The organism is Amycolatopsis sp. NPDC045836, from assembly GCF_056431745.1.
Map to the genome: position 1 here is coordinate 173,110 of NZ_JBWKKF010000008.1, position 19,037 is coordinate 192,146.

The 19,037-nt window shown below is 71.6% G+C and carries 19 protein-coding genes; 10 read left to right on the forward strand and 9 right to left on the reverse strand.

The window, feature by feature from the left end; all coding sequences use genetic code 11:
• The first annotated feature begins 171 nt into the window (after positions 1–171).
• Complete coding sequence (locus tag AC07EG_RS17365; RefSeq protein WP_478254112.1) at positions 172–537, forward strand: DUF3817 domain-containing protein; 366 nt, start codon at positions 172–174, stop codon at positions 535–537.
• A 47-nt stretch (positions 538–584) separates the two neighbouring features.
• Here AC07EG_RS17365 and AC07EG_RS17370 read toward each other — a convergent pair whose 3' ends face one another.
• Positions 585–1,085: a MarR family winged helix-turn-helix transcriptional regulator gene (locus tag AC07EG_RS17370; RefSeq protein ID WP_478254113.1), complete on the reverse strand. Its 501-nt coding sequence runs from the start codon at positions 1,083–1,085 to the stop codon at positions 585–587.
• A gap of 88 nt (positions 1,086–1,173) precedes the next feature.
• Between AC07EG_RS17370 and AC07EG_RS17375 the strand changes: the two genes are divergently transcribed.
• Together AC07EG_RS17375 and AC07EG_RS17380 are read left to right on the forward strand one after the other, a co-directional pair.
• Entirely contained in the window at positions 1,174–1,464 is a 291-nt protein-coding gene (locus tag AC07EG_RS17375) for an MTH1187 family thiamine-binding protein (RefSeq protein ID WP_478254114.1), read from the forward strand.
• Between the two features lie 31 nt (positions 1,465–1,495).
• Positions 1,496–2,461 (forward strand): tetratricopeptide repeat protein, encoded by a 966-nt coding sequence (locus tag AC07EG_RS17380; RefSeq protein WP_478254115.1) that lies wholly within the window; start codon positions 1,496–1,498, stop codon positions 2,459–2,461.
• Positions 2,462–2,509: 48 nt separating this feature from the next.
• Here AC07EG_RS17380 and AC07EG_RS17385 read toward each other — a convergent pair whose 3' ends face one another.
• Both AC07EG_RS17385 and AC07EG_RS17390 read right to left on the reverse strand, forming a co-directional pair.
• Positions 2,510–3,955 carry a neutral zinc metallopeptidase gene (locus AC07EG_RS17385; protein WP_478254116.1) on the reverse strand — a complete coding sequence of 482 codons (1,446 nt, stop codon included), beginning with the start codon at positions 3,953–3,955 and terminating at the stop codon, positions 2,510–2,512.
• Between the two features lie 93 nt (positions 3,956–4,048).
• The gene (locus AC07EG_RS17390; RefSeq protein WP_478254117.1) at positions 4,049–5,449 is read right to left on the reverse strand and encodes a neutral zinc metallopeptidase; all 1,401 of its coding nucleotides are present in this window, start codon (positions 5,447–5,449) and stop codon (positions 4,049–4,051) included.
• A gap of 75 nt (positions 5,450–5,524) precedes the next feature.
• Between AC07EG_RS17390 and glgP the strand changes: the two genes are divergently transcribed.
• Together glgP and AC07EG_RS17400 are read left to right on the forward strand one after the other, a co-directional pair.
• Positions 5,525–8,083, forward strand: a complete 2,559-nt coding sequence (glgP, locus tag AC07EG_RS17395) for an alpha-glucan family phosphorylase (RefSeq protein WP_478254118.1) — start codon at positions 5,525–5,527, stop codon at positions 8,081–8,083.
• A 66-nt stretch (positions 8,084–8,149) separates the two neighbouring features.
• Positions 8,150–9,382 (forward strand): SGNH/GDSL hydrolase family protein, encoded by a 1,233-nt coding sequence (locus AC07EG_RS17400; RefSeq protein WP_478254119.1) that lies wholly within the window; start codon positions 8,150–8,152, stop codon positions 9,380–9,382.
• Positions 9,383–9,666: 284 nt separating this feature from the next.
• Here AC07EG_RS17400 and AC07EG_RS17405 read toward each other — a convergent pair whose 3' ends face one another.
• A complete protein-coding gene (locus AC07EG_RS17405) occupies positions 9,667–10,059 on the reverse strand; it encodes a rhodanese-like domain-containing protein (RefSeq protein ID WP_478254120.1) in 393 nt (130 codons plus the stop codon).
• Positions 10,056–10,601: a cysteine dioxygenase gene (locus AC07EG_RS17410; protein ID WP_478254121.1), complete on the reverse strand. Its 546-nt coding sequence runs from the start codon at positions 10,599–10,601 to the stop codon at positions 10,056–10,058. Before AC07EG_RS17410 ends, AC07EG_RS17405 begins: the two co-directional genes overlap by 4 nt.
• Before the next feature lie 331 nt (positions 10,602–10,932).
• Between AC07EG_RS17410 and AC07EG_RS17415 the strand changes: the two genes are divergently transcribed.
• Genes AC07EG_RS17415 through AC07EG_RS17430 form a run of 4 tightly spaced genes read left to right on the forward strand, consistent with a single transcriptional unit; the run spans position 10,933 to position 14,743 of the window.
• A complete protein-coding gene (locus AC07EG_RS17415) occupies positions 10,933–11,745 on the forward strand; it encodes an ABC transporter ATP-binding protein (RefSeq protein ID WP_478254122.1) in 813 nt (270 codons plus the stop codon).
• 58 nt (positions 11,746–11,803) lie between these two features.
• Complete coding sequence (locus AC07EG_RS17420; RefSeq protein ID WP_478254123.1) at positions 11,804–12,583, forward strand: enoyl-CoA hydratase/isomerase family protein; 780 nt, start codon at positions 11,804–11,806, stop codon at positions 12,581–12,583.
• A 3-nt stretch (positions 12,584–12,586) separates the two neighbouring features.
• Positions 12,587–13,564: a class I SAM-dependent methyltransferase gene (locus tag AC07EG_RS17425; RefSeq protein ID WP_478254124.1), complete on the forward strand. Its 978-nt coding sequence runs from the start codon at positions 12,587–12,589 to the stop codon at positions 13,562–13,564.
• Positions 13,565–14,743, forward strand: a complete 1,179-nt coding sequence (locus AC07EG_RS17430) for a THUMP-like domain-containing protein (RefSeq protein ID WP_478254125.1) — start codon at positions 13,565–13,567, stop codon at positions 14,741–14,743. It begins immediately after the preceding gene.
• On the opposite strand, the gene AC07EG_RS17435 is transcribed toward AC07EG_RS17430, so the two are convergent.
• Both AC07EG_RS17435 and AC07EG_RS17440 read right to left on the reverse strand, forming a co-directional pair.
• Positions 14,727–15,383 carry a response regulator gene (locus tag AC07EG_RS17435; protein WP_478254126.1) on the reverse strand — a complete coding sequence of 219 codons (657 nt, stop codon included), beginning with the start codon at positions 15,381–15,383 and terminating at the stop codon, positions 14,727–14,729. The genes AC07EG_RS17430 and AC07EG_RS17435 overlap by 17 nt on opposite strands.
• Positions 15,380–16,477, reverse strand: a complete 1,098-nt coding sequence (locus tag AC07EG_RS17440) for a sensor histidine kinase (protein ID WP_478254127.1) — start codon at positions 16,475–16,477, stop codon at positions 15,380–15,382. The genes AC07EG_RS17435 and AC07EG_RS17440 overlap by 4 nt, the downstream gene beginning before the upstream one ends.
• A 109-nt stretch (positions 16,478–16,586) precedes the next feature.
• Here AC07EG_RS17440 and AC07EG_RS17445 point away from each other — a divergent pair, with 109 nt between their 5' ends.
• On the forward strand, positions 16,587–17,159 hold the full coding sequence (locus tag AC07EG_RS17445; RefSeq protein ID WP_478254128.1) for a copper resistance CopC family protein: 573 nt from the start codon (positions 16,587–16,589) through the stop codon (positions 17,157–17,159).
• On the opposite strand, the gene AC07EG_RS17450 is transcribed toward AC07EG_RS17445, so the two are convergent.
• Both AC07EG_RS17450 and AC07EG_RS17455 read right to left on the reverse strand, forming a co-directional pair.
• Entirely contained in the window at positions 17,156–17,932 is a 777-nt protein-coding gene (locus AC07EG_RS17450) for an ABC transporter permease (RefSeq protein WP_478254129.1), read from the reverse strand. The genes AC07EG_RS17445 and AC07EG_RS17450 overlap by 4 nt on opposite strands.
• Positions 17,929–18,909: an ATP-binding cassette domain-containing protein gene (locus tag AC07EG_RS17455; protein ID WP_478254130.1), complete on the reverse strand. Its 981-nt coding sequence runs from the start codon at positions 18,907–18,909 to the stop codon at positions 17,929–17,931. Before AC07EG_RS17455 ends, AC07EG_RS17450 begins: the two co-directional genes overlap by 4 nt.
• Positions 18,910–19,037 lie beyond the last annotated feature (128 nt).

Genomic DNA, 19,037 nt, shown 5'->3' on the forward strand with positions numbered 1-19,037 from the left:
AGGTTGTCGCTCACCGCTGCGGTGAGCGTGATCACGCACCCCCGGTGTTCCGGTGATCGCGATCACGGCTCACACTGGGATCACATCGTCCGACAACGCGGTTGACGTGGGCAGGAACGCATCTGTCCGCACCCGTTGTACGGACGTTTTTTCGACTTATAGGAGGAAGTCGTGTCCAGCAAGGCCGCTGTACTTTTCCGCGTGGCCGCCGTGGCCGAGGCGCTGTCCTGGGCCGGTTTGCTGATCGGGATGTTCTTCAAGTACGTCGTCGAGTCCGGCGACGGTGGCGTGCCGGTGCTGGGCATGGTGCACGGCGTGGTCTTCGTGGTCTACGTGCTCTCCTCCCTCGTCGTGACCAAGCCGCTGGGCTGGAAGGCGAGCACCCTGGTGCTGGCGCTGGTGGCGAGCATTCCGCCGCTGGCCACCTGGGCCTTCGAGAAGTGGGCGCTGCGCACCGGCAAGCTGGACGGCCCCGAGCTGGTCGCGCACGGTGGCACCGGCCTGTTCGCCGAGAAGGCCGAGCCCGTCGCCGCCTGAGCGGGACAACACTCGAACGGGGGTCGCCACCGGCGGCCCCCGTTCGGTCATTCGGTGAAGTCGCCGGTCGCCTTGCGGACCTTCGTCAGCAGCTCGATCAGCTGCTGGGTCTGCCGGTCGGTGAGCCCGTTCAGGCCGAAGTCGATCGCGGTGACCGCCTCGGTGGCCTGCTCCCGGCGCACACGGCCCTCGTCGGTGATCTCGACCAGCGTGGTGCGGCGATCGGTCGGGTGCGGTACTCGCTTGACCAGACCGTCCTTCTCCAGGCGGTCCACGATGTTCGTCACACTCGTCGGGTGCAGTTGCAGGCGTTCGCCCATCACCCGCATCGGCAGGCTGGACCGCTTCGCGAAGGTCAGCAGGACCAGCGCTTCGTACCGGGCGAAGGTCAGGCCGTGCGGCTTCAGCGCACCGTCCACGGCGGACTGGATGATCTGCTGGACCCGCATGATCCCGGTCACCGCGGCCATGGTGCCGGAGTCGCCGATGCGCTCTTCCCACAGCTCGGCGGCGCGGGCGATGGGATCGAAGGGCAGCGGGCTGTTCATGGCTGCCGAAGTTACCAGCGGGTACCGCGTCGGTGGGGCAGGGTGGTGCCTATCCAGCCGGTTTCCGCTCCCTTCGGAGGTACTTCCCATGATCGTCGCATTCAGCGTGTCCCCGCTCGGTGAATCGGCCGGGGTGGCCGAGGCGGTGGCGAAGGCGGTCCAGGTGGTGCGCGACTCCGGGCTGCCCAACGAAACCAACGCCATGTTCACGCTGGTGGAAGGGGAGTGGGACGAGGTCATGGCGGTGGTGAAGCGGGCGACCGAGGTGGTGCAGGCCGAGGCGCCGCGGGTGTCGCTGGTGCTCAAGGCGGACATCCGGCCCGGCCACACCGGGGAACTGACCGGCAAGGTGGACCGGCTGGAGCAGCACCTGCGGTGAAGCAGGGGCCGGGCCGTGCCAGGATGGAACCGTGACACACCCACGCGGATCCGCAGCCAAGTCAGCAGCCCTTTCCGCCGCGCTGTCCGGCGCGGTGGACCTCTCCGCGCTCAAGGCCCGCGCCGACGCGGCGCGACAGCAGCGCCCGGCGCAGAGTTCGCCCCCACCCGCCGGTGGCGACGGCCCGCCCGCCGCCGCGGACGCGGTGATCGAGGTCAGTGAGGCGACCTTCCAGTCCGACGTCGTGGAACGGTCGCTGAAGCAGCTCGTGGTGGTCGACCTGTGGGCGGAGTGGTGCGGCCCCTGCAAGCAGCTCAGCCCGGTGCTCGAGCGCCTGGCCGCCGAATCCGGCGGGGCCTGGGTGCTGGCCAAGGTCGACGTGGACGCCAACCCCCGCATCGCGCAGCTGTTCGGCGTGCAGTCCATTCCGACGATCGTGGCGATCGCCGGTGGGCAGCCGGTCGACGCCTTCTCCGGCGCCCTGCCGGAACCGCAGATCCGGGAATGGCTCAAGTCGCTGCTCGACGCCCTCAAGGACAAGCTGCCCGGCATCCCGAACGCGGCCGGCGCGCCCGCCGAGGAGCCGGAGGACCCCCGCTTCACCGAGGCCGAGGACGCCTTCGAACGCGGTGACTACGCCGCCGCCAAGACCGCCTACCAGCGCATCCTCGACGCCGAGCCGGCCAACGAGCAGGCCAAGGCGGCGCTGGTGCAGGTGAGCTTCGCCGAGCGGTCGGCGCAGGTCGACCCGTCGTCGGTCGCCCGTGCGGACGCGGACCCGAATGACCTCGACGCCCAGCTCGCCGCGGCGGACTTCGAACTGGCCCAGATGCAGGTGGACGAGGCGTTCAACCGGCTCATCGACGTGGTCCGGCGGACCGCGGGCGAGGACCGCAACCGCGTGCGCGAGCACCTCGTGGGCTTGTTCGAACTGTTCGACGCCAGCGACGAGCGGGTGCTCAAGGCCCGCCGCAACCTCGCCTCCGCACTGTTCTGAGCACAAAAAAGGGGGCTTCGCCACTCGGCGAAGCCCCCTTTCCGTGCCTTAACCGTACTGCTGCGAGCAGGCGCCCGAGCCTTCGAGGTAGCCGCGCCGCAGCGACTCGACCCGCTCGAACCCGTTCTCCACCTGCTTGCCGTTGACGTCGGCAGCGATCACGCTCTTCGGCTGCAACAGCTCCGCGATCGCCTCGTCGAGGTCTCCGGAGGACAGCCGCAACGTCGCCCCCGGCTTGTTCGACTCGGCCGCCCACGCGCCGACCAGGCACGAGGTCCGCAGCCCGGCGTTCGCGTTGTCCAGCGACGCGCCGACACCCTTCTGGATGCCCTGCGTGTACCGCGACGCGACCTCCGCGAACGCCGCGAAGTCGCCGAGCCCGCCCGGGTCCTCGCCCTCGAACTCGGCTTTGCGGTCACCGGTGCGGCCCAGCGCGTTCAGCGCCTGCAGGTCGATGTTCACCGTGTTGGTGTCCGGGCAGTACGACGCCGGCGGGGTGGCCGGGCCGCCGGGGCAGGTCCCGCCCTCGTCGACGATCTTGGGCGGTTGCGCGCCCGCCTTGCCGAACGCCGCGTCCAGGCTCTTCTGCAGGTGCCCGATCGCGGTCATGTCGATCTTGGTGTCCCCCTTGCCCTTGTCCTGCTTGTCGAAGGGGCGTTCGGTGATGCGCTGGTCCACGTTCTGCTGGTTGATCCCGGCGCACTCCTTGGCGCCCTTCTCGAACCCGAGCTGGAAGGCGTAGGTGCGGTCGAAGCCGGTGCCGTGCGCGGACCTGTCCTTGGCGGACTGACCGGCCTGGTCGCGGATCATGTACAGCGACGCGAGCACCTGGTTGATGCCCTCCGAGGTGGACACCCGGAAGTACTTGCTCTTCTCCTCGGCCATCCAGCGGAAGTAGCCGCCGGTGAAGCAGTCGGCCTGCTGTTCCTTGACCAGCGTCGAGGTGTTCTTGGTCATGCCCGCCTTCTCCCCGAGGCGGTACTGCACCGCGTGCCCGAACTCGTGGCCGAGCACGGTCACGATGGCCATCGGGCCGAACTCCTCGCGCAGCAGCGGGAGCAGCTGCTTGCGGTCCCAGGCGACCAGGTCCTCCGGCGGGCAGAAGAACGCGTTCATCGCGGCTTCCTTGAGCGACGCCCCGCAGACCTCTTCGCGATCGGTGGTCGGGTCGTAGGACTGCAACTGCTTGACCGGCTCGAACTCCTGCCCGAAGTGGACGGGCATCTCCTGGGCCCAGTACTCGCTGACGTCGGCGATCGACGCGATGGCGATCTGGTCCTCGACGCTGTCGGTGGCGTTCTTGACGTTGAGGTTCGGCTTCGGCGCGTCGTCCTTCAGCCCGCTCTCGAAGTGCGTGACCGGCAGGCCGGCGACGTTCCCCTCGGTGGTCTTGTTCTCGTCGGTACCGGCGTTGTCGCCCTTGCCGTTGCACGCGCTCAGCGTGAGCACGGCGGTCAGCGCGAGCAGGGCCCCCCGCCCCCAGTTCTTAACCATCGTCGCTCGTTTCGTTCTCCGGCCCCTCACCAGGGCTGAAACCAAGTCCGGCACAGCGCACCCTACTAAGCGGGTACGGCCGCCGTGCGGGGATCACCCCAGATCGCACGCCTCGGCCCCGCCGACCACACCGCCGCGGAAAGCGGACACGCGGTCGAAACCGGACTTGATCGAGCCACCGTCGAGGTCGCGGGCCGGGTAGTCGTAACCGAGCAGGACCTGCACGGCTTCGTCGAGGTCACCGGGCGACACGGTGAACTTGTCGCCCTGCGGGTTGAGCAGGGAACCGGTGTAGGCGCCGGCCAGGCACAGCGTGCTCCGCTGCGCCGGTTCGCCGGTGGTCGGCCTGCCCGCGGCTCCCAGTGCGCCGAGGGCGTAGCGGCTGGCCAGCACGGTTCCGGTGCCGAAGTCGCCGATGCCGGTGTGGATGTCGCCGACCGTGCCCTCCTCGCGCACCTGCACCACGTTCTCGTCCGGGCAGAACGCCACGGCGCCCTGCGCCCCGCCGGCGCAGCTGGGGTCCTTGGCCACCGGCTCGACCTTCGGCGGGGTCCACTCGTGGCCCGACTCCGAGAGCGCGCCGGTGAAGTACGTGCCGAGGTCTTCGGAGATGGCGGGCAGCAAGTCCGGCAGCGGCAGGTTCCCGCCACGCGCCTCGTCCTCGGCGCTGATGAAGGCGCGCTGGGTGAACGCCCGGTTCGCGGCGGTGATGTCGGCGCACAGCTTCGGGCCCGACTCGAAGCCGTCCTGGAAGGCCGACACGCGGTCGAAGGCGTCGCCGTGGGCCGACTCCTCGCGGTGGGAGGTGCCGAGCGGGTCGCGGAAGGTGATCAGCGCCCGCATCAGCGAATCGAGTTCGTCCCGGCCGACCTGGAGGTGTTCGGCGTTGCCGTCGACCACCCATCGGACGAACGAACCGGCGTAGCAGTCGGCCATCGCCTCGATCACGATGCCGGGGTACAGCGCGGCGCTGTCCCGGTCACCACCGCGGCCGAGCCCGGTGCGCTGCTGCACCGCGTGCCCCATCTCGTGGGCCAGCACCAGCAGCACCCCGCCCCCGCCGAACCGCTCGGTCAGCACCGGCAGCAGGGCGGCGCGGTCCCAGACGATCACGTCGCCGTTGCCGCAGTAGTAGGCGTTGCCGCTGATCGTGGCCGCCGACTCGGTGCACGGCGGTGGTTCGGCCGACGCGTCGGCGGTGTCCACGGAGTAGAAACCGCCCTGCAGGTCGACCCACTGGCCGCCGAACACCTCCGGGAAGGTCCGCGTCCAGTACGCCTGGATGTCGGTGATCGCGGTCGCGGCGAGCCGGTCCACGTCGCCGCCGTCGGAGCCGTTGACGAAGTCCGGTTCGACCACGCTCTTCGTGCTGCGGGCGAGGTCCTCGGCGATCACCGCCGGGCTGCGGACGGCGGTGCCCCGCACCGGCGTGCCGCAGGCAGCCAGCGACACCACGGCGAGGGCGAGCGCGAGCAGGGTCGCGGGCGTGCGCATGGGTCCATTGTGGGGCAGGTGACCGGCTGTAGTGGGCGAACGGGCGAACAGGGCCCGGAACGCTAGGGTCACGGCATGAGAGCAGTACGCCGGTTCACCGTCCGCCCGAGTCTGCCGGAGCCACTGGCCGGGCTCCGCGAGCTGGCCACCAACCTGCGCTGGACCTGGCACCCGCCGACGCGGGACCTGTTCGCCTCGATCGACGCCAAGCTGTTCAACGAGATCAGGGACCCGCTGCGGCTGCTCACCGCGCTGCCACCGGCCCGGCTGGAGGAACTGGCGCTCGACGACGACTTCCTCGCCGCCGCCCGCGCCGCGACCGAGAACCTCGAGCACTACCTGACCGAGCCGCGGTGGTACCAGCGGCGGGCCCAGGACGGCGAGGGCCGGTTGCCCGCCGCGGTGGCCTACTTCTCGATGGAGTTCGGCGTCACCGAGGCGCTGCCGAACTACTCCGGCGGCCTCGGCGTGCTCGCCGCCGACCACCTCAAGGCCGCGTCCGACCTCGGTGTGCCGATGCTCGGCGTCGGCCTGCTCTACCGCGCCGGGTACTTCCGGCAGGCGCTCTCGCTCGACGGCTGGCAGGTGGAGCACTACCCGGTGATCGATCCGATCGGCCTGCCGCTGGAGCTGGTCACCACCGAGAACGGCACGCCGATGCACGTCGCCGTCGCCATGCCCGGCGGCCGGGAGCTGCTGGCGCAGGTGTGGAAGGCGCGCGTGGGCCGCATCCCGCTGCTGCTGCTGGACACCGACACCGAGGTCAACGACGACGACCTGCGCGGGGTCACCGACCGCCTCTACGGCGGTGACGCCGACCACCGCATCCGCCAGCAGATCCTGGCCGGCATCGGCGGCATGCGCGCGGTGCGCCAGTACTGCGCGCTGACCGGGCACCCGCAGCCGGAGGTCTTCCACACCAACGAAGGGCACGCCGGTTTCCTCGGCCTCGAACGCGCCGGTGAGGTGATGCGCGACGGGCGGCTGGAGTTCGACCAGGCGCTGTCCGCGGTGCGGGCCGGGACGGTGTTCACCACGCACACCCCGGTGTCCGCCGGCATCGACCGCTTCCCGGTCGACCTGGTGCAGCGCTACTTCGGCGACGGCCGCCTGGTGCCGGACGTGGACCTGCGCCGCGTGCTCGCCCTCGGTGCCGAGGAGAACCCCGGCATGTTCAACATGGCGCACATGGGCCTGCGCCTGGCGCAGCGGTCGAACGGGGTGTCCGAGCTGCACGGCCGGGTCTCGCGCCGGATGTTCGCGCGGTTGTGGCCCGGGTTCGACGAGCGCGAGGTGCCGATCTCGTCGGTGACCAACGGGGTGCACGGGCCGACCTGGGTGGCGCGCGAGCTGAGCGCGCTGCTCGGCGGCAGCCACGAGGAGTGGGGGTACGACGGCGATTCCGACAACTGGTCCGGCATCCGCGACCGGGTCAGCGACGAGCAGCTCTGGGCGCTGCGCCGGGACCTGCGGCAGAAACTGGTGATGGAGGTGCGCCGCCGGGTGCGGGCCGCCTGGCTGCAGCGGGGGGCCTCCGCGCTCGAACTCGGCTGGACCGACCACGTCTTCGACCCGGATGTGCTGACCGTCGGCTTCGCCAGGCGCGTGCCGACCTACAAGCGGCTGACCCTGATGCTGCGCAACCCGGACCGGCTGCGGGCGCTGCTGCTCGACGAGGAACGGCCGGTGCAGGTGGTGGTCGCCGGGAAGTCGCATCCGGCCGACGAGGGCGGCAAGGCGCTGATCCAGCAGATCGTGCGGTTCGTCGACGACGCGCGCGTGCGGCACCGGATCGTCTTCCTGCCCGACTACGACATGGCGATGGCGCGGTACCTCTACCGGGGTTGTGACGTCTGGTTGAACAATCCGACGAGGCCACTGGAGGCCTGTGGGACTTCCGGGATGAAGTCGGCGCTGAACGGTGGGCTGAACCTGTCGATCAGAGACGGCTGGTGGGACGAGTGCTACGACGGCAGCAACGGCTGGGCGATCCCGACCGCCGACGGGGTGGCCGACCCGCTGCGCCGCGATGACCTCGAGGCCGCCGCCCTGTACGACCTGCTGGAGTTGCAGATCGTGCCGTTGTTCTACGACCGCGGTCCCGGGGGCACGCCGGAGGGCTGGCTCTCGCGGGTGTGGCACACGCTGCAGACGCTCGGGCCGCGCCTGCAGGCGTCGCGCATGGTGCGGGAGTACGTCGAGACCGGGTACCGCCCGGCCGCGGAGATGGTGCACGGCGCCGTTTCCGCGGACTACCGCGGGGCGCGGTCGCTGGCCGAGTACCGGACGAAGGTGGAGGTCGCCTGGCCGCGGCTGGTCATCCTGGACACCGATCTGCAGGTGGAGGCGCCGGACGCGCTGATGGTCGGCACCGAGGTGCGGGTCGGCGCGCGGATCGACCTGGCGGGCCTCGATCCGTCCGAAGTGGACGTCCAGGCGGTGATCGGCAAGGTGGGCGACACCGACGACCTGGCCGAAGCGGTGACCGTGGCGATGGAACCGGCCGGCATCGGCGCGTTCACGGCGAAGCTCCGGTTGCCCTATGCGGGCTCGCTCGGTTACACCGTCCGGGTGCTGCCGCGCCACCGGCTGCTGGCCACCCCGGCCGAACTGGGCCGCGTCATCCACGCCTGAGCCTCGTTTTTGTCGGACCCCTTCGCTAGCGTTCGCCACACCTGGAGAACTGGGAGGTCAGGTCCGATGAAACGAAGAGTGCTCGGCTTGCTGCTGGGTCTGGTGACCGCGGCGGGGCTCGCCACGGCACCCGCCGCGGCCGCCGCGCCGGAGGCGGGGCTGTGGGCCGGAACCTGGGCGACGGCGGCGCAGAAGCCGTCGTTCGGCCTGGGGCCGAACTGGTCGGAGGAGGGCTTCGCCGACCAGTCGGTGCGTCAGGTGGTCCGGGTGTCCTCGGGCGGGGTGGCCGCGCGGGTGCGGTTGTCGAACGAATACGGCGCTCAGCCGATGCGGCTGACCGGCGCGACGGTGGCGCGGTCGGCCGAGGGCGCCGCGGTCAAGCCGGGCTCGGTGCGGAACCTGACGTTCCGCGGCCGGCGGGCGGCGGAGATCCCGGCGGGCGGGGAGCTGCGCAGCGATCCGCTGCCGCTGCTGGTGGGGCCGCTGGAGCGGTTGACGGTCACGCTGTACTTCCGCGAGCCGACCGGCCCGGTGACCGCCCACCTGAACGCGAACGCGACCAGCTACCGGGCGGCCGGTGACCACCGCTCGGACACCGGCGCCGCGGCGTTCACCGAGACGTCCACCACCTGGTACCTGCTCTCCGGGGTGGAGGTGCTCGCGCCGGGCAAGGGAGCGGTGGTCACCTTCGGCGATTCGATCACCGACGGTGCGCTGTCCACAGTGGACGCGGACAACCGGTACCCGGACGAACTGGCCGAGCGGCTGGGCGGCAAGCGCCCGGTGGTCAACAGCGGGATCAGCGGCAACCGGGTGCTGACCGACTCGAACTGCCTGGGGGAGAAGGCCACCGCCCGGTTCGAGCGGGATGTGCTGGACCAGCCGGGGGTGCGCTCGGTGATCGTGCTGGAGGGCATCAACGACATCGGCATGAGCGCCTTCCCGCCGGACGACTGCATCGGGGCGACGCCGTCGGTGAGCGCGGCGGACCTGATCGCGGGGCACCGCGACCTGATCCGGCAGGCGAAGGCCGGTGGTGTCCGGGTGATCGGCGGCACGCTGACGCCGTTCAAGGGTTCGTTCTACTTCAGCGCCGAGCGGGAAGCCGTGCGGGACGAGGTGAACCACTGGATCCGCACCTCGGGCGAATACGACGCGGTGGTCGACTTCGACCGGGCGCTGGCGGACCCGGCCGACCCGGACGGAATGCTGCCCGCCTATGACAGCGGCGACCGCCTGCACCCGAACGACGCCGGTTACCACGCCATGGCTGCCGCCATTGATCTGAAGCAGCTTTGATCCCGGGGGCCGGGTGGCACCACCCGGCCCCCATTCGAAGGCTTTCGGGCGCCCGGTTCCGGGCTGGGATTGAAGCACCCTGCGCCACGCCGCCACCCCCGCTGGCCCGCACCCCCGTCCTCGGCGACCTGGACTACCAGGGCAGCCGGCGGTCCGGCCCTGGCGCAAAACGCCCCAGTCGCCATGGGCACGTGCCCGCCATCCTCCGCGTCATCGCCGTTCACTCGATTGGGCAGGCCAGAAGCAGGCTCAGGCACCGGCGGCTCTGAAAGCGATGTGCCGGGTTACGGAACGGCGGGGCGACCGCCCGGAATGGTGGGCAAGCCGGCGGCCTTCCACGCCCGGTAACCCCCGATCAGGTCGGTGGCGTGGGGCAGGCCCAGCCGTTTGAGGTCGGCGGCGGCGAGGCTGGAGGCATAGCCCTCGTTGCAGACCACGACGACCGGGCGGTCCGGGTGCACCTCGGGCAGGCGGTGGTCCCCGGTGGGATCGAGCCGCCATTCCAGGTGGATGCGTTCGACCGGGAGCGAGTCGGGGATTTCGCCCTCTTCGGCGCGGTTGGCGTGCGGGCGGATGTCGACCACCAGGGCACCGTCGGCTTGCAGGCGGCTGGCCGCCTCCGGCTCCACCCTGGTCAGGGTGGAGCGGGCGGCGGCGAGCACGTCGTTGATGTTCACCGGGTCAGACTGGCAGGGAGCGGCGGGATCTGCGCGGGCACGTCAGCCAGGCTGGTGTACGAGCGCGTGGGCACGAGCGGGGGCGAGTAGGCGTGCACGCTGGCCGCCGGGGTGGCGCCGGCGCCGGTGACCTGGTGGGCCCGGCCGGCGCCGAAACCGATGCCGTCGCCGGTGAAGTGGGAGCGGCGGCGGATCGGACCGCCCGGGTAGCGGTACTCCTCGGCCAGTTCGCCCTGCAGCACGGTGAACGAGCCGGCGGCACCGCCGTGGTCGTGCGGGGTGGTGTGCTGGCCCGGCAGCCACGACAGCAGCCACAGCTCCACACCGTCGGTGAGCGCGAGGCGGGCCCACCACCGCTGCTCCTCGTCGAACCGGAGGATCGAGCGCAGGCTGCCGGTCAGCTCGTTGGTCACCGTCCTGGTCAGGTCGGCCAGCTCACGCGGGGTCCACAGCTGCCGTTCCGGGTGCAGCAGGTCGGGGAGCAGCGGATCGGTGATGCGGGGGTGGATCTCGATGTCGGCGCGGGCGAGCGACTGGGTCATGACGGGTGCCTCCGGGGCGCGTGCGTGAACGGGAAAGGGGTGCACTGCGCGCGGCACGGAGCGGACCGAGAAGGGTCACACCGAACAGGAAGGAGGAGAACTCAACTGCCGTGCCGCGCGGTGGTACACCCGCAGGAGGCGACGAGCAGGAGGTCGACGGTCAGGTCGGACCACATGTTGCGCCACCCGGTGCGGCGCCATGCGGTTGTCGGCCTGATCACCCCACGAGAATGCCACAGATCGTGCACACCGCGTGAGGTGTTCCACGCGGTGGACGCACTGGGGGTAGGCCGTTGAGCGCGGGCCCGGTCGCGTCGGTGACAATGACGCCGTGACCGAGCTGACGCAGCCGAACGAACTTGACGACCTCGTGGTGCGGATGAGCGGCGTGGGGGTGCGGCGCGGCCAGAACGACCTGCTCGCCGACCTCGACTGGGCGGTGGAACTCGACGAACGCTGGGTGGTGCTCGGCGCGAACGGGGCCGGCAAGACCACCTTGCTCCGCCTGGCCGCCGCCGAACTGCACCCGACCACCGGCAGCGTGGACCTGCTCGGGGAACGCATCGGCAAGGTCTCGGTGTTCGAGCTGCGGCCGCGGATCGGGTTCACCTCGGCCGCGCTCGCCTCGCGGGTGCCGAATGAGGAGACCGTGCGGGACGTGGTGGTCAGCGCCGGGTACGCGGTGCTCGGCCGCTGGCGTGAGGTGTACGACACGCTCGACACCGAGCGCGCCGAGGAACTGCTGGGCGCGATGGGCATCAAGCACCTCGCCGACCGCACCTTCGGCACGCTGTCCGAAGGGGAGCGCAAGCGCGTGCTGATCTCCCGCTCGCTGATGACCGATCCCGAGCTGCTGCTGCTCGACGAGCCCGCGGCCGGGCTGGACCTCGGTGGCCGCGAGGACCTGGTGGCGCGGCTGTCCGAGCTGGCGATGGACCCGGACGCGCCGGCGATGGTGCTGGTCACGCACCACGTCGAGGAGATCCCGCCGGGCTTCACGCACGCGCTGCTGCTGCGTGACGGCCGCGCGGTCGCTTCCGGACTGGTGGACGACGTGCTGACCAGTGAGAACCTGTCCGCCACCTTCGCGCAGGACCTGGCGCTCGAGCGCTGGGGCGAGCGCTACTTCGCCCGTCGCCGCTGAGTTCGCGTACTGCCCGGTAGCCTGCGGGAACCAGTCAAGCTTGCCGAGGAGGATGGGCGTGGGAGAGTTCGTAGCTGTCGAGGTCGACGCCGGGGTGGGCACGATCCGGCTGGACCGCCCGCCGGTCAACGCGCTGAACAACCAGGTGCAGGCCGAGCTGGCGGAAGCCGCGAAAGAGGTGACCGAGCGCGCCGACATCCGCTCGGTGATCCTCTACGGCGGGGAGAAGACCTTCGCCGGTGGTGCGGACATCAAGGAGATGGCCGCCCGCTCCTACCCCGAGATGGTGACCTTCGGCACAGCGCTGTCGAACTCGCTCAGCCTGCTCGCCGCCATTCCGAAGCCGACCGTCGCCGCGATCACCGGGTACGCCCTCGGTGGCGGGCTCGAGCTGGCGCTGACCGCGGACCGCCGGGTGGCCGGGGACAACGTCAAGGTGGGCCAGCCGGAGATCCAGCTCGGGGTGATCCCCGGGGCCGGTGGCACGCAGCGGCTGGCCCGGCTGATCGGCCCGAGCAAGGCCAAGGACCTGGTTTACACCGGCCGGTTCGTCAAGGCCGAGGAGGCGCTGGCGCTCGGCATCGTGGACGAGGTCGTCGCCCCCGACGACGTGTACGCGGCGGCGCACAAGTGGGCCGCGCAGTTCGTGAACGGCCCGGCGGTGGCGCTGCGCGCGGCCAAGGCCGCCATCGACGGCGGGCTCGACCTCGACCTGGCCAACGGGCTCAAGCTGGAGACGCAGCTGTTCGCCGGGTTGTGGGCGACCGAGGACCAGGCGGCGGGCATGCGGTCGTTCATCGAGAACGGCCCCGGCAAGGCCACCTTCGAGGGGAAGTAGCCGATGACCGAGGTGAACGACCCGGCGCCGCACCCGCACGCGACCGAGGAAGAGGTCAAGGCCGCCTTCGGCGACCCGAAGCTGGCCAACGTGCTCTACCACGACTGGGAAGCCGGGACCTACGACGAGAAGTGGTCCATCTCCTACGACGAGCGCTGCATCACCTACGCCACCGACGTGTTCCGCGCGGTGGCCGGTGAGGAGGACAGCCCGTACCCGACCGCGATGGAGCTGGGCAGCGGAACCGGCTTCTTCCTGCTGAACCTGATGCAGGGCGGGGTGATCAAGAAGGGCTCGGTCACCGACCTGTCGCCCGGCATGGTGCAGGTGGCGCTGCGCAACGCCGAGAACCTGGGCCTGGACGTGGACGGCCGGGTGGCCGACGCCGAGCGCATCCCGTACCCGGACAACAGCTTCGACCTGGTGGTCGGGCACGCGGTGCTGCACCACATCCCGGACGTGCCCGCGGCCTTCCGCGAGGTGCTGCGGGTGCTCAAGCCGGGTGGGCGGTTCGTCTTCGCCGGTGAACCGACCAAGATCGGCAACTTCTACGCCCGCCGGCTCGGCCAGCTGACCTGGTGGCTGACCACCAACGTGACGAAGCTGCCCGCGTTGTCGGGCTGGCGGCGGCCGCAGGAGGAACTGGACGAGTCCTCGCGGGCGGCGGCCCTGGAAGCGGTGGTCGACCTGCACACCTTCGACCCGTCCGAGCTGGAGGGCATGGCGCTGGGCGCGGGCGCGGTGGACGTGCGCGCGGTGACCGAGGAGTTCGCCGCGGCGCTGGCGGGCTGGCCGATCCGCACCTTCGAAGCCGCGGTGCCGCAGGAGAAGCTGACCGTGCGGTGGCGGCTGTTCGCCTACCACCTGTGGCTGCGGCTGTCCGCCGTGGACAAGAAGGTGCTGGCGAAGGTGCTGCCGCGGCAGCTGTTCTACAACGTGATGATCACCGGCACCAAGCCGCCCGCCGCGACCGGGCTGTAGTTGGCCTACTCGTTCACCCTCGGCGACGTCGCCTTCCTGCGTTCCGGCGCGGGGGAGGCGGCGCTCGCCAGGTGCGCGGAGCTGCCGCTGACCGACCGCACCCGGATCGCCGACGTGGCCACGGCCAAGCGCGAGATCGGTGAGCACTACGCCGCGGTGCTGGAAACGGTGCTGCTGCGGCGGAAGGCCGTGGCCAAGGTGGACGACGCGGCGAACTGGCTGTTCACCGGGGACGCGTTGCAGCAGGCGAGCGCCTCGGTGGTGGCCCGGCACCGGGCGGAGCGGCTGACCGGCCGCGAGGTCCACGACGTCACCTGCTCGATCGGCGCCGACCTGGTCGAACTGGCGAAGACGGCGAGCGGGTGCACCGGCTCGGACCTCGACGAGGTGCGGCTGGCCATGGCGCGGCACAACTGCGCCGAGGCCGGGGTCGAGGCCGAACTGCTGCGGGCGGATGCGCTGCGGCCACGTGACGGGAACGCCGTCGTGGTCGCGGATCCGGCTCGCCGGGATTCGTCGGGCCGCCGCACCTGGAAACCGGCGGACTTCGCGCCGCCGCTGGACGAACTGGCGGCCGCGTACACCGGCCGTGACCTGGTGGTGAAGTGCGCACCGGGCCTGCCGCCGGAGGCGGTGCCGTGGGCCCGCGAGATCGAACTGGTCTCGCTCGACGGTCAGGTCCGCGAAGCCTGCCTGTGGGCGGGTGAGCCGGCGACGGTGTCGAGGAGGGCCACCGTGCTGCGGTCGGACGGTACACAATGGACGATCACCGACGCCGAGCCGGACGACGTCCCGGTGGCCCCGGTGGGGCAGTGGATCGTCGATCCGGACGGGGCGGTGGTGCGGGCCGGGCTGGTCCGGCACTACGGCGCGCGGCACGGGCTCTGGCAGCTGGACGGGCGGATCGCCTACCTGACCGGGGACACGCCGCCGCCGGGGGTGCGGGCGTTCCGGGTGGTCGAGCACGGGCCGTACCAGGAGAAGAGCCTGCGGGCGATGCTGCGGCGGCACGGGATCGGGCGCCTGGAGGTCCTGGTGCGCGGGCTCGACGTCGACCCGGACGCGTTGCGGCGCCGGATGAAGCTGGCCGGTACCGGGGAGGCGAGCGTGGTGCTCACCCGGATCGGGCGGGCGCCGTTCGCCTTCCTGTGCCGCGCCGAGGTCATCGCCGCGGCGTGACCAGGCCGGACTCGTACGCGGCGATCACCAGTTGCGCGCGGTCGCGGGCGTGCAGCTTGCTCAGCAGGTGACCGACGTGCGTTTTCACGGTGGCCTGGCTGACCCGCAGCTGCTCGCCGAGCTCGGTGTTCGACAGGCCGCGGGCGATCAGCGCCAGCACCTCGCGTTCGCGGGCGGTGAGCAGGCCGAGTTCGCGGGCCGGTTGCCGGGCGGGGGCACCCTGCCGGGCGAACTCCTCGATCAGCCGCCGGGTGATGGCGGGGGCGAGCAGGCTGTCACCGGCGGCGACCACGGCGATGGCGGAGAGCAGGTCGGCCGGCGGGGTGTCCTTGAGCAGGAAACCGCTGGCGCCCGCGCGCAACGCGGCGAACACGTATTCGTCCAGGTCGAAGGTGGTGAGCATGAGCACGCGCACGCCGGTGGTCTCCTGGCAGATGCGGCGCGTGGCCTCGATGCCGTCGACCTCCGGCATGCGCACGTCCATCAGCACGACGTCCGGTCGGCAACGCCGGACCGCCTCGACCGCCTCGGCACCGTTGCCCGCCTCGGCGACCACCTCGCAGTCCGGCGCGCTGTTCACCAGCACGCGGAAACTGCCGCGCAGCAGGGCCTGGTCGTCGGCCACCAGCACACGGATCACCGTTCCCCCTCGTCCGGTTCGCGGGGCAGGCGGGCGCTGACGCGGAACCCGCCGGACGGTGCCGCGCCCGCTTCGAAGGCACCGCCGTACATCATCGCCCGCTCGCGCATGCCGAGGAGACCGTGCCCGCCGGTGCCGGAACCGGGGCCGCGGCCGTCGTCGGTCACCTCGATCCGCAGGTGGTGCTCGTCGGCGGCGACCACCACCTCGCAGTGCTTCGCCCCGGCGTGCTTGACCACGTTGGTCAGGGATTCCTGGACGATGCGGTGCACCGACAGGCCCAGGCTCTCCGGCAGGTCCACGTCGTCGACGCGCAGGACGACGTCGATCCCGGCTTCACGGGCGTGCTCGGCGAGCTTGCCGAGTTCGCCGAGGCCCGGTGACGGCGCGAGTTCCGCGCCCTCGGGACTGCGCAGCACACCGAGCAGGCGGCGCAGTTCGGTGAGCGTGCCGCGGCTGGTCTGCTCGATGACCCGCAGGGCGTCACGGACTTCGCCGGGGTCCTGCTCGGCGACGTGGTTGGCCACCGACGCCTTGACCGCGATCAGGCTCATGCTGTGCGCCACCACGTCGTGCAGTTCACGGGCGATGCGCAGGCGTTCGCCGCTCAGCGCCTCCGCCGCACGCCGGGCGTGCCGCCGCGCCTCCCCGGCCCGCAGCACGCGCACCGCCCGACCGGCGCCCCAGGCCGCGGCCATGAACACCCACAGCATCAGGGCGGCTTCGACCGGGGCGCCGAACAGCGAGTCCGGTGACCCGGCGAGCAGCACCGCCGCCGTGGCGATCAGCGTGGTCACCAGCGCGGGAATCGCGCGGACCGCCGGAACCAGCAGGCCGACCGCGTAGAGCACGAACGAAACCGGCAGCAGCGGCTCCTTGGTCAGGTCCAGCAGGACCGCGGCGAACGAGCCGGCGGCGACCACGGCCAGCACCGGCAGCGGCCACACCCGCCGCACCGCCAGCGGCGGGCCGATGGCCGCCACCACCAGCGCCACCACCCAGAACGGGCGGCCGCCGTCCTGGAAGCCGAAGTAGGCCGCGGTGACCAGCGCGGCCGCGGCCAGATCGGCGAGCAGCAGGTGAATTTTCGGCACGGGCTGAACCTAAACCGGCCGCCGTGCCGTCTACCTCGGAGTCCGGGCTGTCATACCCAGGGCTGAGGCATATTCTTCGGCTGTCGACGACCTCGAGGAGAACCCCGCGATGAAGCGCACCGCCGTGTCGCTGTTCCTGACCGCCTTCGCCCTGCTGGCCACCGCCGGACCGGCGGGTGCGCACGCCAAGCTGGAGTCCAGCGATCCCGCGCAGGGCGCCACGCTCGAAGCCGCGCCGGCGCAGATCACGCTGCGGTTCAGCGAACTGGTGAAGGTCGAGACCAGCAAGGTCACCGTGACCGGGCCGAACGCCTCGGAGTGGCAGGTCGGCCAGCTGGCGGCGAAGGGCCCGGTGCTGACCGTGCCGGTGACCCCGGCGGGCCCGGCGGGGGAGTACGCGGTGAACTACGAGGTCACCAGCGCCGACGGGCACGCGGTCACCGGCACCACGCGGTTCACCCTGACCAAGGAGGCGACGCCGGCGGGCGCGGCCCCCACGTCCGCGCCCACCGTGCCGAACACCCCGGCGACCGAGGTCGCCACCCAGTCCGCCGATCCGCAGCCGCAGGCCGCGGAGGAGAGCAGCAGCACCCCGGTGTGGCCGTGGCTCACCGGTGCCGTGGTGCTGGTGGCCGCCGCCGTCGTGGTGCTGGTGCTCGTCCGCCGCCGCGGCAACCGCTAGTTCGAGCGCTGGTAGACCCGGAACGCCCGGGTGGCCAGCCAGCCCAGCACCGCGGCCAGCGCCAGCAGCAGCCCGCCGTGGCCGAGGACCACCGCCCAGTCCGGATCCGCGGCGAGGGCCTCGCGCCCGGCGACGGCGGCCCAGTCCACCGGGTTGTACTCGGCGACCGCGCCGACCCAGTCCGGCAGCAGCGACGGCGCCATCATCACCGAGGACAGGAACGCCAGCGGCAGCGCCAGGAACTGCGAGACGCCGATCAGCGCCTCCTGCTGGCGCACCAGCAAGGCCAGCGCGTCGGACAACGCGCCGAAGCTGATCGACAGCAGCACCGCGCAGGCCAGCACCACCAGCACGCCGGTGAACCCGCCGTCGTAGCGGGCACCGGCGAGCAGGCCGACGCCGAACACGATCAGCGACTGCACCACGGTGACCACCGACTGGTGCGCCAGCGAACCCGCGATCAGCGCGCCCCGGCTCACCGGCGAGGTCAGATTGCGGTCCATCACGCCGCGTTCCATGTCCTCGATGAACGAGGCGCCCGCCCAGCCCGCCGACATCATCGCGGTCATCACGATCACGCCGGGGGTCAGGTAGCTCAGGTAGTCGCCGGTGGCGAAGCCGGGCAGCTCGGCCACCCGGCGGAACAACTCGCCGAACAGCAGCAGCCACACCATCGGCTGGATCAGGTTGAACAGCAGGTAGGCCGGTTGCCGGGACAGGCGGCGCAGGGCGTGGGCGGTGAGCCTGCCGGTGTGCGAGGCGAAGGTGGTCACCGGACACCTCCGGCCACGGTGTCGGCGGTGCGGAAGTCGCGACCGGCGTGCCGCAGGTACACCTCGTCCAGCGACGGGCGCGCGGTGCCGATCGACACCGGTTCGACGCCCGCCCGGCCGAGCGCCGCGAGCACCCCGGGCAAGGCGGTCGATCCGGTGGCGACGCGGGCGCGCACGGTCAGCCCCTCCACGCTGATCTCACCGGCCACCGGCTCCAGCGCCCGCCGCGCCGCGGCCAGGTCCTCCACAGTGGACAGTTCGGCGTGCACGCTGTCGCCGTTCAGCTCGTTCTTCAGCTGCTCGGGGCTGCCGGTGGCGACCACCTGACCGCGGTCCACGATCACCAGCTGCGCCGCCAGCTTGTCGGCTTCTTCGAGGTAGTGCGTGGTCAGCAGCACGGTCAGGCCGTCCTCGCCGGAGAGCCGGGCGATCTCGGCCCACATCTCGGCCCTGGCCTCCGGATCGAGGCCGGTGGTCGGCTCGTCCAGGAACAACACGCTGGGCCGGGCGACCAGGCCGAGCGCCACGTCGAGCTTGCGCTGCATGCCGCCGGACCACTTGCCCGCCTGCCGGTCGGCGGCGTCGGCCAGGCCGAACCGGCCGACCAGCTCCTTCGCCCGTGCGCGGGCGTCCGCCGCGGACAGGCCGTGCAGGTGACCCTGCAGCACCAGGTTCTCGCGGCCGGTGCTGACCGGGTCGAACGCCGGTTTCTGCGAGACGCTGCCGATCACCCGGCGGACCCGGCCGGGGTGGCGGCGCACGTCGATGCCCGCCACGGTGGCCTGGCCGTGGTCGGGCGCGGCCAGCGTGGTGAGGATCTTGACGGTGGTGGACTTGCCCGCACCGTTGGGGCCGAGCAGCCCGAACACGATGCCGGCGGGCACGGTGAAACCGAGGCCGGAGAGCGCGCGGACGGCTTTGGCGCCCTTGCCGTAGGTCTTGACCAAGCCGGCCGCCTCGATGGCGTGGGTGGACATGGTGGTGCTCCTTCGATGAGGAGCCACCGGCCGCGGTGCACTACCCTGGCGTTCGCAGGCGCGCTCCGGGTGACTGTCCGCGGACGGGGCTCGGGTGTGTCGGATGGCTCCCGGCCGCGGTGTTGCCG

Bases quoted from the DNA above. Each gene is read 5' to 3' on its own strand.
- AC07EG_RS17370 (WP_478254113.1), bottom strand. From the start codon at position 1,085: ATGAACAGCCCGCTGCCCTTCGATCCCATCGCCCGCGCCGCCGAGCTG.
- AC07EG_RS17375 (WP_478254114.1), top strand. From the start codon at position 1,174: ATGATCGTCGCATTCAGCGTGTCCCCGCTCGGTGAATCGGCCGGGGTG.
- AC07EG_RS17385 (WP_478254116.1), bottom strand. From the start codon at position 3,955: ATGGTTAAGAACTGGGGGCGGGGGGCCCTGCTCGCGCTGACCGCCGTG.
- AC07EG_RS17390 (WP_478254117.1), bottom strand. From the start codon at position 5,449: ATGCGCACGCCCGCGACCCTGCTCGCGCTCGCCCTCGCCGTGGTGTCG.
- glgP (WP_478254118.1), top strand. From the start codon at position 5,525: ATGAGAGCAGTACGCCGGTTCACCGTCCGCCCGAGTCTGCCGGAGCCA.
- AC07EG_RS17400 (WP_478254119.1), top strand. From the start codon at position 8,150: ATGAAACGAAGAGTGCTCGGCTTGCTGCTGGGTCTGGTGACCGCGGCG.
- AC07EG_RS17410 (WP_478254121.1), bottom strand. From the start codon at position 10,601: ATGACCCAGTCGCTCGCCCGCGCCGACATCGAGATCCACCCCCGCATC.
- AC07EG_RS17425 (WP_478254124.1), top strand. From the start codon at position 12,587: ATGACCGAGGTGAACGACCCGGCGCCGCACCCGCACGCGACCGAGGAA.
- AC07EG_RS17445 (WP_478254128.1), top strand. From the start codon at position 16,587: ATGAAGCGCACCGCCGTGTCGCTGTTCCTGACCGCCTTCGCCCTGCTG.
- AC07EG_RS17455 (WP_478254130.1), bottom strand. From the start codon at position 18,909: ATGTCCACCCACGCCATCGAGGCGGCCGGCTTGGTCAAGACCTACGGC.